At 65.1% G+C, this 14,648-nt stretch carries 15 protein-coding genes; 11 read left to right on the forward strand and 4 right to left on the reverse strand.

What is annotated here, in order from left to right:
* Positions 1-16 precede the first annotated feature (16 nt).
* The 10 genes from paaX to A5906_RS17555 all read left to right on the forward strand — a co-directional run bounded on the left by paaX (position 17) and on the right by A5906_RS17555 (position 8,856).
* On the forward strand, positions 17-883 hold the full coding sequence (gene paaX / locus A5906_RS17510) for a phenylacetic acid degradation operon negative regulatory protein PaaX (RefSeq protein WP_080136637.1): 867 nt from the start codon (positions 17-19) through the stop codon (positions 881-883).
* 75 nt (positions 884-958) lie between these two features.
* A complete protein-coding gene (gene paaA, locus A5906_RS17515) occupies positions 959-1,951 on the forward strand; it encodes a 1,2-phenylacetyl-CoA epoxidase subunit PaaA (protein WP_080136638.1) in 993 nt (330 codons plus the stop codon).
* Between the two features lie 10 nt (positions 1,952-1,961).
* Positions 1,962-2,249 (forward strand): 1,2-phenylacetyl-CoA epoxidase subunit PaaB, encoded by a 288-nt coding sequence (paaB, locus tag A5906_RS17520; protein WP_080136639.1) that lies wholly within the window; start codon positions 1,962-1,964, stop codon positions 2,247-2,249.
* Positions 2,249-3,025, forward strand: a complete 777-nt coding sequence (gene paaC / locus A5906_RS17525; protein ID WP_080136640.1) for a 1,2-phenylacetyl-CoA epoxidase subunit PaaC — start codon at positions 2,249-2,251, stop codon at positions 3,023-3,025. Before paaB ends, paaC begins: the two co-directional genes overlap by 1 nt.
* Entirely contained in the window at positions 3,019-3,522 is a 504-nt protein-coding gene (gene paaD / locus A5906_RS17530) for a 1,2-phenylacetyl-CoA epoxidase subunit PaaD (protein ID WP_080136641.1), read from the forward strand. Before paaC ends, paaD begins: the two co-directional genes overlap by 7 nt.
* 138 nt (positions 3,523-3,660) lie before the next feature.
* Positions 3,661-4,743 (forward strand): 1,2-phenylacetyl-CoA epoxidase subunit PaaE, encoded by a 1,083-nt coding sequence (gene paaE / locus A5906_RS17535; protein ID WP_080136867.1) that lies wholly within the window; start codon positions 3,661-3,663, stop codon positions 4,741-4,743.
* Positions 4,744-4,794: 51 nt separating this feature from the next.
* Positions 4,795-5,244, forward strand: coding sequence for a hydroxyphenylacetyl-CoA thioesterase PaaI (gene paaI / locus A5906_RS17540; RefSeq protein ID WP_080136642.1), 450 nt, complete (start codon positions 4,795-4,797; stop codon positions 5,242-5,244).
* 42 nt (positions 5,245-5,286) lie between these two features.
* Positions 5,287-6,618, forward strand: coding sequence for a phenylacetate--CoA ligase PaaK (gene paaK, locus A5906_RS17545; RefSeq protein ID WP_080136643.1), 1,332 nt, complete (start codon positions 5,287-5,289; stop codon positions 6,616-6,618).
* Positions 6,619-6,681: 63 nt separating this feature from the next.
* Positions 6,682-7,686, forward strand: coding sequence for a quinone oxidoreductase family protein (locus A5906_RS17550; RefSeq protein WP_080136644.1), 1,005 nt, complete (start codon positions 6,682-6,684; stop codon positions 7,684-7,686).
* A gap of 114 nt (positions 7,687-7,800) precedes the next feature.
* Positions 7,801-8,856, forward strand: a complete 1,056-nt coding sequence (locus A5906_RS17555; protein WP_080136645.1) for a YeeE/YedE family protein — start codon at positions 7,801-7,803, stop codon at positions 8,854-8,856.
* Here A5906_RS17555 and A5906_RS17560 read toward each other — a convergent pair.
* Positions 8,835-9,749 carry a DMT family transporter gene (locus tag A5906_RS17560; RefSeq protein ID WP_080136646.1) on the reverse strand — a complete coding sequence of 305 codons (915 nt, stop codon included), beginning with the start codon at positions 9,747-9,749 and terminating at the stop codon, positions 8,835-8,837. The genes A5906_RS17555 and A5906_RS17560 overlap by 22 nt on opposite strands.
* Positions 9,750-9,850: 101 nt before the next feature.
* On the opposite strand from A5906_RS17560, the gene pdxR reads away from it, so the two are divergent.
* Positions 9,851-11,281 (forward strand): MocR-like pyridoxine biosynthesis transcription factor PdxR, encoded by a 1,431-nt coding sequence (pdxR, locus tag A5906_RS17565; RefSeq protein ID WP_186465175.1) that lies wholly within the window; start codon positions 9,851-9,853, stop codon positions 11,279-11,281.
* Between the two features lie 82 nt (positions 11,282-11,363).
* Here the strand turns inward: pdxR and A5906_RS17570 are convergent, their stop codons facing one another.
* From A5906_RS17570 to A5906_RS17580, 3 genes are read right to left on the reverse strand one after another with little or no spacing between them, the layout of a single operon-like run.
* On the reverse strand, positions 11,364-12,587 hold the full coding sequence (locus A5906_RS17570) for a bifunctional alpha/beta hydrolase/OsmC family protein (protein WP_080136647.1): 1,224 nt from the start codon (positions 12,585-12,587) through the stop codon (positions 11,364-11,366).
* A 27-nt stretch (positions 12,588-12,614) separates the two neighbouring features.
* Complete coding sequence (locus tag A5906_RS17575; protein WP_080136648.1) at positions 12,615-13,274, reverse strand: sulfite oxidase-like oxidoreductase; 660 nt, start codon at positions 13,272-13,274, stop codon at positions 12,615-12,617.
* A gap of 18 nt (positions 13,275-13,292) precedes the next feature.
* Entirely contained in the window at positions 13,293-14,615 is a 1,323-nt protein-coding gene (locus A5906_RS17580) for an MFS transporter (RefSeq protein ID WP_080136649.1), read from the reverse strand.
* Positions 14,616-14,648: the final 33 nt, after the last annotated feature.

The raw sequence follows: 14,648 nt of genomic DNA on the forward strand, positions 1-14,648 counted from the left end.
GCGCTATGCCTCGCGCATGGCGCATCCGCTTTCCCGCATCATCGACCAGCTCAAGCGCGAACCCTCGCGCACCGGCTCCATCGTCATCACCGTGTTCGGAGACGCCATCGTGCCGCGCGGCGGCTCCGTGTGGTTGGGCACGCTGCTGGAATTCTTCGAAAGCCTGGACATCGACAGCGGCGTCGTTCGCACCGCGATGTCTCGCCTTGCCGCCGACGGCTGGCTGACGCGCGAAAAGGTCGGCCGCAACAGTTTCTATCGCTTGGCCGACAAGGGTCGGCAAACCTTCGAGGCCGCCACGCGCCACATCTACGATCCGCCGCCATCGGACTGGACCGGGCGCTTCGAGCTGCTGTTGATCGGCAATGGCGAGGACCGCGACGCCTCGCGCGAAGCGCTGCGCAATGCCGGCTTCGGCAGTCCGCTGCCGGGCGTGTGGGTCGCGCCGTCAGGCGTGCCGGTGCCGGAGGAGGCCGCCGGCGCGATCCGTCTCGAAGTCTCCGCGGAGGACGACAGTGGCCGCCGCCTGCTCAGCGCGAGCTGGCCGCTGGACCGCACCGCGGATGCCTATCTGAAATTCATGAAGACGTTCGAGCCGCTGCGCGCCGCGATCGGCCGCGGCACGGACTTGTCCGAGGCCGAGGCCTTCACTGCGCGCATCCTGCTGATCCACTATTACCGCCGCGTCGTGTTGCGCGATCCGCTGCTGCCGGAGAGCCTGCTGCCGGCGGACTGGCCGGGCAGGGCCGCGCGCGCGCTCTGCGGCGAGATTTATCGCGCGCTGCTTGCGCCGTCGGAAAAATGGCTTGATGGCCATGCGACCAACGAGAAGGGGCCATTGCCGGCGGCGCGGAAACTGCTGGAACGGAGGTTCGGCACCTGATCTTTATGTTACAGAAATATCTTGCATAACGTAATTTCTGTTATATATTGCCTCCCATAAAACGGGAGGACGCGCATGTATACCCAGGCGCTGAACATGGCCGAGACCGACGATCGCGGTCTCGAAGACGCGACCAAGGCTGCGCAGTTCCAGGCCCGCATCGATGCCGAAGAACGTATCGAGCCGAACGACTGGATGCCGGCGGCCTACCGCAAGACGCTCACCCGTCAGATCTCCCAGCACGCGCATTCCGAAATCGTCGGGATGCTTCCCGAGGGCAACTGGATCACCCGCGCGCCAACGTTGCGCCGCAAGGCGGCGTTGCTCGCCAAGGTGCAGGACGAGTGCGGCCATGGGCTCTATCTTTACGCCGCCGCCGAGACGCTTGGCTCATCGCGGGAAGAGCTGGTCGACGCGATGCTCGCGGGCAAGGCAAAGTATTCCTCGATCTTCAACTATCCGACGCTGACCTGGGCCGACATCGGCACGATCGGTTGGCTGGTCGACGGCGCCGCGATCATGAACCAGATCCCGCTGTGCCGCTGCTCCTACGGGCCCTATGCCCGCGCGATGATCCGCGTCTGCAAGGAGGAATCGTTCCACCAGCGCCAGGGCTACGAGATCATGGTGACGCTGTGCCGCGGCTCGGGCGAACAGAAGGCGATGGCGCAGGATGCGCTGAACCGCTGGTGGTGGCCGGTGCTGATGATGTTCGGCCCGCCTGATGCCACGAGCCAGCACAGCGACACCTCGACCAAGTGGAAGATCAAGCGCTTCTCGAACGACGAGCTGCGCCAGAAATTCGTCGATGCCACCGTGCCGCAGGCGCAATATCTCGGCCTCACCATTCCCGATCCCGGCATGGTTCAGGATGCCGAAGGGCACTGGCGCTACAGCGAGATCGACTGGACCGAGTTCAAGCAGGTGCTCGCTGGCAATGGCCCGTGCAACCGCGACCGCATGGCCGCGCGCCGCAAGGCGCACGAGGAGGGCGCCTGGGTGCGCGAGGCGGCGGCCACTTATGCCGCCAAGCGCGCTCAGCGTCAAACCGCGCAAGCCGCGGAATAGGGAGATCGATATGGCCACGCCGAACACGCCGCTGTGGGAAGTCTTCATTCGCAGCCGCAACGGGCTCGCGCACAAGCACGTGGGATCGCTGCATGCGAGCGACGCGACCATGGCCCTGCAGGCCGCGCGCGACATCTACACCCGGCGTGGCGAGGGCCTGTCGATCTGGGTGGTGCCGTCCACTGCGATCACCGCGAGCGATCCCGCCGAGAAGGGCATGATGTTCGAGCCGGCGGAGTCGAAGATCTACCGGCATCCAACGTTTTATGAGGTGCCGGACGAAGTGGGGCACATGTGATGTCGGTCGCCAACATCCGGGTCGCCGAAACGCCGCTGGTGCTCTACGCGCTGCGCCGCGCCGACGACGCGTTGATCCTCGGTCACAGGTTGTCGGAATGGTGCGGGCACGCGCCGATGCTGGAAGAGGATATGGCGCTCTCCAACATCGCGCTCGACCTCATCGGCCAGGCGCGCGAGCTCTATACTTATGCCGCCAAGGCTGAAGGCATGGAGAACGACGAGGACAAGCTCGCTTACCTGCGCGACGTGCGGCAGTACCGCAATCTCCTGCTGGTCGAGCAGCCCAACGGCGACTTCGCCCAGACGCTGGTACGCCAGTTCCTCTATTCCTCCTTTGCCGATCTCTACTGGCGCGCGATGATGGCTTCGCGCGATACGACTCTGGCGGCGATTGCGGCCAAGTCCGAGAAGGAGAGCGCCTATCATCTTCGCCATGCCTCGGAATGGATCATCCGGCTTGGCGACGGCACCGACGAGAGCCACGCCCGCGCGCAAGGAGCGATCGACCATCTCTGGGCCTTTACCGGCGAGATGTTTGCCGTCGACGACGGCGAGCGCGCCCTGATCCATGCCGGCATTGCCATCGACCCCGCCACCTTGCGCGGCCGCTGGCTGACGACGCTCTCGGACATCACCCGTGAAGCAACGCTCACGCTGCCGCAGAACGACTGGATGCAGCAGGGCGGCCGCTCCGGTCGCCACAGCGAGCATCTCGGCCATCTGCTGTCGGAGCTGCAATCGATGCAGCGAACCTTTCCGGGGCTGACATGGTGACGGCGGTCGATGACAACGCCGCGCTGCGCCAGCGCGCCTGGGAGGCCGCCGCGAGCGTGGTCGATCCGGAAATCCCGGTGTTGAGCATTGCCGATCTCGGTGTGCTCCGTGACGTCATTCTCGACGGCGATCATGTCGAGGTCGCGATCACGCCGACCTATTCGGGCTGCCCGGCCATGAACATGATTGCGCTCGAAATTGAGGTCGCGCTGGAGCGCGCCGGTTTTCGTCATCCCAGGGTGCGAACCGTGCTGTCGCCGGCCTGGACCACCGACTGGATGAGCCAGGAGGGTCGTGAGAAGCTGCGCGCCTACGGCATCGCGCCGCCACAAGCCTCGCGCTCGCGCCGTGCGCTGTTCGGTGAGCAGGTGGTCGCGTGCCCGCAATGCGGCTCTGACAAGACCGAGCTGCTGTCCGAATTCGGCTCGACCTCCTGTAAGGCGCTGTGGCGCTGCCAGACCTGCCGCGAACCTTTTGATTATTTCAAGTGTCATTGAGAGGCGCACGATGCCAACTCCATCGTCATTGCGAGCGCAGCGAAGCAATCCAGACTATCTCCGCAGAGACAGTCTGGATTGCTTCCTCGCAAGGGCTCCTCGCAATGACGGCGGTGAGACCAATGTAGAGTGCCCATGATGTCCGCAGCCGCACCGCGCTTCCACCGCCTGGCCGTCAGCGACCTCCGTAGGGAGGCGTCCGATGCTATCTCGATGACCTTTGCCATTCCCGGCGAACTCGCTGGCGACTACGCCTTCACGCCCGGCCAGTATCTGACGCTGCGCACGATGCTGGACGGCGAGGAGGTGCGCCGCTCCTACTCCATCTGCTCCGGCCCCGATGATGGCGAGATCCGCATCGCCGTGAAGAGGGTTGATGGCGGCGCGTTTTCGAGCTGGGCAGCCGAAGATCTCAAATGCGGCGACGAGTTGGACGTGATGACGCCGACAGGCCGCTTCGGTGTGGTGCCGCCGGCGGATGGCGCGCGCATCCATGTCGGCTTCGCCGCGGGCTCCGGCATCACGCCGATCCTGTCGATCGTGAAGGGCGTGCTGGCGCGTGAGCCGGACAGTCGCTTCTTCCTGTTCTACGGCAACCGCACCACCGACAACATCATGTTCCTCGAAGCGCTAGAGGAGCTGAAGGATCGCTTCATCGATCGCCTCTCGATCTTCCACGTCATCTCCGGCGAGGAGCAGGACATCCCGATCCTGCATGGCCGGCTCGACGGCGAGAAGGTGAGGGTGCTGCTGCGCTCGCTGGTGCCGGCGGAAAGCGTCGATCATGTCTTCGTCTGCGGTCCCCTTGGCATGAGCGAGGAGATCGGGGCGACCTGCCGCGCCCTCGGCATCGCGGACGAGCGGATTCACGTCGAGCGCTTCGTCTCCGAATTCGGTGGCAAGCCGCGGCCGAAGAAGGTCGTCGCGCCCGACGCGCCGCCCAGGGCGATCGCCTCGTTGATCATCGACGGCAAGCGCCGCGATGTGCCGGTTGCGGAGGACGAGGCCATCCTCGATGCCGCGCTGCGCGCCGGGGTCGATCTGCCGTTCGCCTGCAAGGGCGGCATGTGCTCGACCTGTCGCGCCAAGCTGGTCGAGGGAGAAGCGCCGATGGACATCAACTATTCGCTGGAACCGTGGGAGCTCAAGGCCGGTTTTGTTCTCACCTGTCAGGCCAAGCCGTCCACGGAGCGCGTCGTCGTCGATTACGACCATGTTTGACAGTGCTGTCCAACCAGCAGAACATTGCGTGTAAACAGCCGGGAGAAGCGCGTGAACGTCAAAGCCGCCCTGTCGCCTGAGGATATCGCCCGCGCCTGCGGAGAGGCAATGTGGGCCGAGGACGATGCCTCCAAAGGTCTCGGCATGGAGATCGTCGATATCGGCCCGGGCTTTGCGACGCTTGCCATGACGGTGCGGCCGGACATGGTCAACGGCCAGCGCATCGCCCATGGCGGCTTCATCTTCACTCTCGCCGATTCGGCCTTCGCCTTTGCCTGCAACTCGCACAACGAGCGCGTGGTCGCCGCGCAGGGGCAGATCACCTTCATCAAGCCGGGCAAGCTCGGTGACCGCCTCGTTGCGAAGGCGCGGGAGATCACCCGCGGCGGCCGGTCCGGGATCTACGACGTGCGCGTGACCGCGGGCGACACCGTCATCGCGGAATTCCGCGGACATTCGCGCGTCATTCCTGGCACCTGGCTGCCGACGCAAGATCAATAAGACCAAACAAGAAAAGAAACGAACCAATGTGGGGAAACGAGCATGGCTCTGACGAGGCGCAAGGAAGGCGGCAGCACCTATAGTGCCGAGATGGACGCGCATGAGCGAGCCTCGCGCGACGAGATCATGGCGCTGCAGAAGCAGCGGCTGGCCTGGTCGCTGAAGCACGCCTACGACAACGTCGCGCATTATCGGAAGGTCTTCGACAGGGCTGGCGTGCACCCGTCGGACTTTCGCGAGCTCTCCGATCTTGCAAAATTTCCGTTCACGGTGAAGACAGACCTGCGCGACAACTATCCCTTCAACATGTTCGCCGTGCCGCGCGAAAGGCTGGTGCGCGTTCATGCCTCCTCCGGCACGACCGGCAAACCGATCGTGGTCGGCTACACCCAACGCGACATCGACACCTGGTCCGAGGTGATGGCGCGCTCGATCCGCGCAGCCGGCGGCCGCACCGGCATGATCATCCACAATGCCTATGGTTATGGCCTCTTCACCGGTGGCTTAGGGGTGCACTACGGCGCCGAAAAGCTGGGCTGCACCGTGGTGCCGATCTCCGGCGGCATGACCGAGCGGCAGGTGCAGCTCATCAACGATTTCCGGCCTGACATCATCACGGTGACGCCAAGCTACATGCTGGCGATCCTCGACGAGTTCAAGCGCCAGAAGCTCGATCCGCGCCAATGCTCGCTCAAGGTCGGCATCTTTGGCGCCGAGCCCTGGACCAATGCGATGCGCGCCGAGATCGAGGATGCCTTCGACATGGATGCAACCGACATCTACGGCCTCTCGGAGGTGATCGGCCCGGGCGTCGCGCAGGAATGCATCGAGACCAAGGACGGCCTGCATGTCTGGGAGGACCATTTCTACCCCGAAGTGATCGACCCGGAGACCGGCGCGGTGCTGCCGGACGGCGAGAAGGGCGAGCTGGTCTTCACCTCGCTCACCAAGGAAGCTTTTCCGGTGATCCGCTATCGCACCCGCGACCTGACGCGGCTCTTGCCGGGAACGGCGCGGCCGGGCATGCGGCGCATGGACAAGGTGACGGGCCGCTCGGACGACATGATCATCCTGCGCGGGGTCAATCTGTTCCCGACCCAGATCGAGGAGGTGCTGCTCGCGACCGACTGGTGCGGCGGCCACTTCATCCTCGAGCTGACCCGCGAAGGCCGCATGGACGAGCTGACCATCATCGCCGAGGCGCGGCCCGAGAGCTGGGACGGAAGGGGCCTCGTCGACCATGCCGACCGGATCTCGACCCACATCAAGAACACGATCGGCGTCAGTTCGAGGGTTCAGGTGGTCGCCCCCGCCACACTGGAGCGTTCGCTCGGCAAGGCGAAACGGCTCTACGACAAGCGGCCCAAGGACTGACTGACGGATTGACTCGACCGCCCCCAAAGGCGAAAAGGCCCGCGAGAACTCGCGGGCCTTTTCATGTCGCCAGCCGATGCCAATACGGTCGAAGCGCGCTGTGTGCGCCTCAACGCCAAAGCCGAGAACGCTGCTGCTCTCGCACCTGGCGTCGAGCGCCAGACGCTCACGCGGGGGCCTAACGATCTCCTCATCGAGGTGAAGGCCGCAGCGGTCAATCCATCCGACGTCAAGGCGGCGACCGGGCTGATGCCCTATGCCGTGTTCCCCCGAACCCCCGGCCGCGACTACGCCGGCGTGGTGGTTGACGGGCCCGCGGGCGCAATGGGGCGCGAGGTGTTCGGCTCCTCCGGCGACCTCGGCATCCGCCGCGACGGCACCCACGCAACTCATCTCGTCGTCGAGGCCGATGCGGTGGTGGAAAAGCCCAAGACGGTGTCCTGGGAGGAGGCCGCCGGCATCGGCGTGCCCTTTGTCACCGCGATGGAAGGCTTTCGCCGGGCCGGCGTACCGAAGAGCGGCGAGACCGTTCTGGTGTTCGGCGTCAACGGCAAGGTCGGGCAGGCCGCGGTGCAGATCGCGACCTGGCGGGGCGCGCGCGTCATCGGAGTGGTGCGCAAGGCGGAGGCCTATGAAGGTCACGCCAACGCGCCGATCGAGGTGATCGATGCCTCCGCCACCGACGTCGCCACGCGCGTGCGCGAATTGACCGGCGGCAAGGGCGCCGACATCGTCTTCAACACGGTCGGCGATCCCTATTTCCAGGCCGCGCACAAGTCGCTTGCCCTGCGCGGCCGCCAGATCCTGATCGCCGCGATCGACCGCATCGTGCAGTTCAATATCCTCGAATTCTACCGGGGGCAGCATACTTATGTCGGCATCGACACGCTCGGCCTGTCCTCGGCCGCGACGGGCGCGGTGCTGCGCGACCTCGGGCCCGGCTTTGCAAGCGGTCATCTGAAGCCGTTTCCGATCAGGGCGAACGCGATCTATCCGCTGGAGCGCGCGAAGGAGGCGTATGTAGCGGTCGCCGGCTCGTCGCGCGATAGGGTAATCCTGCGGCCATGAAGCTCGTCATTGCGAGCGCAGCGAAGCAATCCAGAACTGTATCCTCGGCGGCAGTCTGGATTGCTTCGCTGCGCTCGCAATGACGGAGTATGGCGAGAGGTCTGAGAACAACTGATGGAATCCACCCAGCTCGTCATCCTCGCCGGTCTCGTCATCGGGCTCATTTACGGCACCGTGGGCCTGCTCAGCGGCTTCTGCCTGATGAGCAGCATGCGCGGCTTTCTGGCGGAGGGCGACGGGAGGCTGGTGCGGACCTATGCGCTGGCGATTGCGGTCGCGATTGCCGCGAGCCAGTTCCTCGCCGGTAGCGGCATGGTCGATCTCGGCAAGTCGATCTACCTACAAGCAACCTTTTCGGTGCCGGTGCTGTTTCTCGGCGGCCTGCTGTTCGGCTACGGCATGGTGCTGTCGAACGGCTGCGGCTCACGCGCGCTGGTGCTGCTCGGGCGCGGCAATCTCCGTTCGTTCGTCGTCGTGATCGTGCTGGCCATCGCGGCGCAGATGACGCTCAAGGGCCTGATTGCACCGGCGCGCATTGCGCTGGTCCAGGCGTCGCAAACCACCGTTGGCACGAATTCGCTGCCGACCGTGCTGGCGACGCTCGGACTGACGGAAGTGCTTTCGCGCGCGCTCGCAGCTGCGGCGATCATCGTCGCGCTGATCCTGTTCGCTTTCGCGCATCCTGCGTTCCGCCGCTCGCCCGGCCAGATCGCAGCGGGCATCATCGTCGGCCTCCTCGTCGCCGGCGGCTGGTACGTCACCGGCTATCTCGGCGCCGACGATTTCAACCCCGTTCCGGTGACCTCGCTCACCTTCGTCGCGCCGATCGCGGACGCCCTGCAATACGCCATGCTCTCGACCGGCCTGACGCTGAATTTCGGCGTCGCGACGGTTGCCGGCGTCTTTGCCGGCAGTATGGTGACGGCACTTGCTACGGGTCGCTTCAAGCTCGAAGGTTATTCCTCGCCGCGCCACATGCTGCGCTCGGGCGCAGGCGCTGCGCTGATGGGGATGGGCGGCGTGATGGCGTTCGGCTGCTCGATCGGGCAGGGGCTCACGGGCGTGTCGACCCTCGCATTGGGCTCGCTCATTGCAGTCGCCGGCATCCTGCTCGGTACGGCGGCCGGTCTACGCGGCGTTTTGCGGGTTCAGCCGCTCGCCGTCGCCTGACCTCGTAGCAGCCGGTCGCCGAGCGTCGCAAGGCCGATGCCGGTGACGATCAGCCCTGCCGCGACAGCGAGGCTGACATCGATGGGCTCGCCGAGCAGGATCGCGGCGCTGGCGATGCCGACGAGCGGCGTTCCCGTGGTGCCCAGTGCCGTCGTCAGGGCCGAGATGCTCTTGTTGACCATCGACATCGCCCAATAGGCCAATGCAGTCCCGATCAGACCGGAATACAGGAACAGCAACACGAGCCTCCACGACCATTCCGCATGCGGTAGGCCGTCGGTGACCGCCGCCGACCCTGTCAGCACGATCGTCGCGACGAGGACCTGCCAGATCAGAAGCTGGAGCGGCGAGGCGATCCAGCGATGCGCGCGGATATAGATGATGTTGGCGGCCCATGAGATCGCGGCCAGGATGACCATGCCCGCGCCGAGCATGACGTTCGCATTGGTCCAGTCGATGGACGTCGGATTCAGGATCACGGCGAGGCCGATCAATCCGAGCAGCGCGCCGGCGAGCTTTGGCGCGGTCAGCGTATCCTTCCCCAGCAGCGGCGCGGCGATGGCGACCCAGAGCGGCGTGGTGTAGCCGAGCACGATAGCCTTGCTCGCGGGCAGGAAGCGCACACCGGCCGCGACCAGGACCGAGAATATCGTCATGTGCAGCAGCGCCACGCTCAAGACCACGGGAATGTCGCGCCGATCCGGGATCACCAGATTCTTGCTCAGTCCGAGGATCACGAATAATCCGGCCAGCGCGATCCAGCTCCGGATCGCCGAAGTCCACAATGGGGGAAGGAACTGGACGAGCTGCTTCGTCACCGACCAGTTCACGCCCCAGGCCAGCACGACGATGAGGAAAAGGCCGATGGCCGCGCGCGGGGACAGGGAGTTCATCTCGATGGTCCTTGAAGCAGTCCAGCCCGGCGGATAGCATCTCGGCTGGCACCGGAAAAAGTGCCAGATTGGAGAAGAACAAGGTGCCAGTTTCCGAAGCCATGATCGCGGGTCTGATCGACCTGAAGCGGGCCGACGCGGACGGACTTGCGATGCAGCTGACAGGGCAGCTCCGAGGCCTGATTGCGAGCGGCCGCCTCGGCAAGGGCCGTGCGCTGCCGTCGAGCCGCCGGCTCGCGAGCGATCTCGGCATTTCCCGCAACACCGTCACCCACGCCTTCGAGCAGCTCGCTGCGGAAGGGTATTTGGCAGCGTCGCACGGACGGCGCCCGGTCGTAACCGTCGACGGCGCTGCGCAGATCGATGCAGCAGGGACAGCTGCATCGCGTCCGCGCATCGGCAAGCCGCGACTCTCGCCTTGGGCCTCGAAGCTCAAGCAGACGGACTGGCCGATGTCCTATCTGGCGCCGCTCAAACCCCTCCGCCCGGGGCATGGCGATGCAAGAGAGTTTCCGAACGATATCTGGGGACGCTGCCTGCGCCGCAGCGCCGTATGGGCAGCCAGGCGCGAGCTCGGCCCCGTCAACCGGCCGCGCCTGCGCGCGGCGCTGGCGCATTACCTCGCGACCAGCCGGGGCGTTCGCGCCACGGCGGATCAGATCCTGATTCTGCCAAGCGCGCAGGCCGCGCTCACCTTGATTGCGGCTGCCGTCATCACGTCCGGTGACGAGGTCTGGGTCGAGGATCCCGGCTATCCCGGGGCCGCAGCCGCCTTCCATGCCTCTGGAGCGCGCGTGAGCGGCATCAGGCTGGATGAGCAGGGCATGCAGCGGATGCCGGGGCCCGCAGCGCCAACACTGATCTTCATGACGCCGTCGCACCAGCATCCGACCGGACGGTTGATGTCACTGGCACGCCGCACCGAGTTTCTCCGGCTGAGCCGTCCAGGCAAGACCTGGATCGTGGAGGACGATTACGACGGCGAATTCCACTACGACAGCCGTCCCGTGCCGGCCTTGCAGGGCCTCGATGCACACGGCCGGGTGTTCTATGTCGGCACCTTCTCGAAGGCGATGACCTCGGATATCCGGCTCGGCTATCTCGTCGCGCCGCCGGCGCTGGTCAGCATTTTGGAGATCGCACAGCGGCATATTGGGCTGATCGCCGCCAGCCATATCCAGGAAGCGCTCGCCGAATTTATCGCCGATGGCCATTTCCTCGCGCACCTGCGCCGGGTACGCCGGCTCTATCACGCGCGGCGCGATCATCTCGTCGCGGGGCTGGAACGCCATCTCGGCGAGGTGCTCTCGGTCGAGGTGCCCTCTGGCGGCATCCAGCTCGTGGCGCGCCTCAAGCGCAGTCGCGCCGATCAGGCGGCGGTGAAGCGGGTCACGGAGGCGGGCGTTGTCACGCGAGCTCTATCCAGCCTGGCACTCGGCAAGCCGCACGATCACGGCCTGCTGCTCGGCTTTGCGGCGTGGCGCGAGAGCGAGATCAGCGCGGCGGTGCGGACGATGGCCTCGTGCTTCTAGAGCATGATCCGGACCCGAAGCGCCGCGTTAGCGCAATGTGGGAAGTGGTTTTCCGAAAAGATCATGCTCAAACAACAACACTTCACTCCACGGCCCTGGTCACGATGCGGATCTCCGATGTCAGCGTGCGGTGCACCGGGCACTTGTCGGCGATCTCCATCAGCTTCTTGCGCTGCTCGGCGTCGAGCGCGCCGTCCATCGCGATGTCGCGCTCGATCTGGTCCAGCATGCCCTCGCGCGTCTCGCACTCCGCGCAATCCTTGGCGTAGATCTTCGCGTGCTTCAGCGTGACCGTGACGCGATCGAGCGGCAGCGATTTGCGATCGGCATAGAGGCGCATGGTCATCGACGTGCAGGCCCCGAGGCCTGCAAGCAGGAAGTCATAGGGGCCGGGACCGGCATCCTCGCCGCCGGCAGCTTTCGGCTCATCTGCCACCAGATGATGGGGGCCGACGGTGATGATTTGGTTGAACTTGCTCTTGCGGGTCTCCTGCACCACGACCTTCCGCGGTTCCTCGGGGAGATCCATCACCTTCGCGGCCGTTGCCGAATCGACGTAGCGGCTCGCCCAGGCTGTGATCACATCGGCTGCGTAGAGCGCGTCGGCAGACTTGGTCAGGAGATGATCGGCGTGGTCGAGCGAGACGAAGCTCTTGGGGTGCCTGGCCGCAACGAATATCCTTGTCGCATTGTCGATGCCGACGGTGTCGTCAACAGGCGAATGCATCACCAGCAGCGCCTTGTGCAGCCCGGTGACATCCTTCATCAGCTCATGCTCGGCGATGTCGTCGAGGAATTCGCGCTTGATCCGGAACGGACGCCCCGCGAGCGAGACTTCGACCTCGCCCTGCGTGCGGATGCTGTCGAGATGCTCCCTGAACAGGCCGGTGACGTGGACGGGATCTGAGGGCGCGGCGATGGTGACCACCGCTCTTGCCTCGGGAATCTTTGCGGCCGCGGCCAGGATCGCGGCGCCGCCGAGGCTGTGGCCGATCAGGATCGACGGTGCCTTGTGCGTCTCGCGCAGATGATCGGCGGCCCTGACGAGGTCGGCGACATTGGAGGAGAAGGTCGAATTGGCGAAATCGCCCTCGCTGGAGCCGAGCCCGGTGAAGTCGAAGCGCAGCACCGCGATGCCTTTGGCGGCGAGGGCGACCGAGATACGCTTGGCCGCCAGCGTGTCCTTGCCGCAGGTGAAGCAGTGCGCGAACAGTGCATAAGCCGAAGGCTCGCCGTCGGGCAGCTCCAGCGCCGCCGCGAGCTGATGGCCGCCTTCGCCGGTGAATTGAAAGCGTTCCGTCGGCATGGGCTTTCCCCCGTTTCTGTTTGAATCCTAGTCGCCAGAATAGCGCTGCTCGGCCCAGGGATCGCCGCGGTTATGATAGCCGCGAACTTCCCAGAAACCCGGCGCGTCCTCGGTCAGGAATTCAATGGCCTGGAGCCATTTCGCGCTCTTCCAGAAATAGAGATGCGGCACCACCATGCGTACCGGTCCGCCATGCTCCTCCGTCAGCGGCTGGCCGGACCAGCTATGGGCGAGCAGCGCGTCCTCGGCGGCAAAGTCCTCCAGCGCGAGGTTGGTGGTGTAACCGTCGTAGGAATGCAGCACGACGAAGCGGGCATCCTCGCGGGGCCGGCAGACGGCGAGCAGCTCGCGCGTGGCGAGGCCCTCCCACTCATTGTCGTAGCGTGACCAGGTCGTCACGCAGTGGATGTCGGAGGTGAACTGTTGCTGCTTCTGCGCGGCGAACTCGGGATAAGTCCAGAACACCGGATTTTCGATCGCGCCGTAGACGTCGAGCCGCCAGCGCTCACGCGACACCGGCGGCGTGACCCCGAGATCGAGCACCGGCCAGTCCTTGGTCAGGTGCTGCCCGGGCGGCAGGCGCTGGTCTTCCGGTCGCGTGATCCTGCCGGTGAGGAAGCGGCCTTCGCGCGCCCATTTCTCCTTGGTGCGCGTCAGCTTGCTGTCGGGCGGCTCGTCGTCGGCCATGGCCTACTCGTGAATGAACTACTCGTGGCGATGCATTGCGGAAGCGTGCTTGGTGTCGCGCATGGTGGAATAGATGATCAGCGACAGGCAGATGATGCCACTGAGGTAGAAGTAGAACCAGTCCTCGTGCCCGATGCTCTTGAAGTAGAGCGCGATCGCCGGCGCGGTTCCGCCGAAGATCGAGACCGTGATGGCGTAGGGCAGGCCGACGCCGAGCGCACGGACATTGGTCGGGAACAGCTCGGCCTTCACCACGGCGTTGATCGAGGTGTAGCCGGCGACGAACAGCCAGGCGCAGCAGATCAGGATGAAGGCCATGAAAGGCGACTTGGTCTCCTTCAGCGTCATCAGCAGCGGAACGGTTGCGAGCGTGCCGGCGACGCCGAAGAAGATCAGCAGCGGCTTGCGGCCGATCTTGTCGGAGATGGCGCCGTAAATCGGCTGCAGGATGGTCGCGAAGATCAGCGAGCCGAAGATCACGAAGGTGGTCTGGTCCTCGGTCAGTCCGACCGAGAGCTTGACGAAGGTCTGCATGTAGGTGGTGAAGGTGTAGAACGCCGCGGTGCCGCCGGCGGTGAGGCCGACGACCAGCAAGAGCTCGCGGGGGTAGCGCAGCAGATTGGTGATCGAGCCGGTCGGCTTCACCACCTTCTTGGCTTCCTCGAACGCCTCGGTCTCATGTAGGCCGCGCCGCATCACCGCGGCGAAGATCGCGAGCGCCGCGCCGATTGCGAACGGGATGCGCCAGCCCCAGGCCTTCAGCTCCTCCGGCGTCAGGAAGACCTTCTGCAGGAGCAGCAGCACGATGATCGCGGTGAGCTGGCCGCCGATCAGGGTGACGTATTGGAAGCTGGAATAGAAGCCGCGATGTCTGGGATCGGCGACCTCGCTGAGGTAGGTGGCGCTGGCGCCGTATTCACCGCCGAGGCTGAGGCCCTCGATCACGCGGGCAAGCGCCAGGATGACAGGCGCGGCAAAGCCGATCGTGGCATAAGTCGGCGTGAGCGCGATGATCAGCGAGCCGAAACACATGAACACGACGGACAGGGTCAGCGAGATGCGCCGGCCGAAATGGTCGGCGAGGTAGCCGAAGAACCAGCCGCCCAGGGGCCGCATCAGGAAGGTCGCCGCGAACACGACGGCGACGTTCAATTGCTGGACGACGGGGTCGTTGCCGGGGAAGAAGGCGGGAGCGAAATAGAGCGCGAAAGCCGTATAGGCGTAGAAATCGTACCATTCGACGAGATTGCCGATTGAGCCGATCAGGATCGCCTTGATCCGCCGCTCGGCATCGGCGATGTCGATATGGTCGGAGGCCGGTTGGATTACTTGCTCTGCCACGTCCGGCCTCTCTCTATCCCTGTTTGGAGAGGC

The organism is Bradyrhizobium sacchari, assembly GCF_002068095.1.
Lineage (GTDB): Bacteria > Pseudomonadota > Alphaproteobacteria > Rhizobiales > Xanthobacteraceae > Bradyrhizobium > Bradyrhizobium sacchari.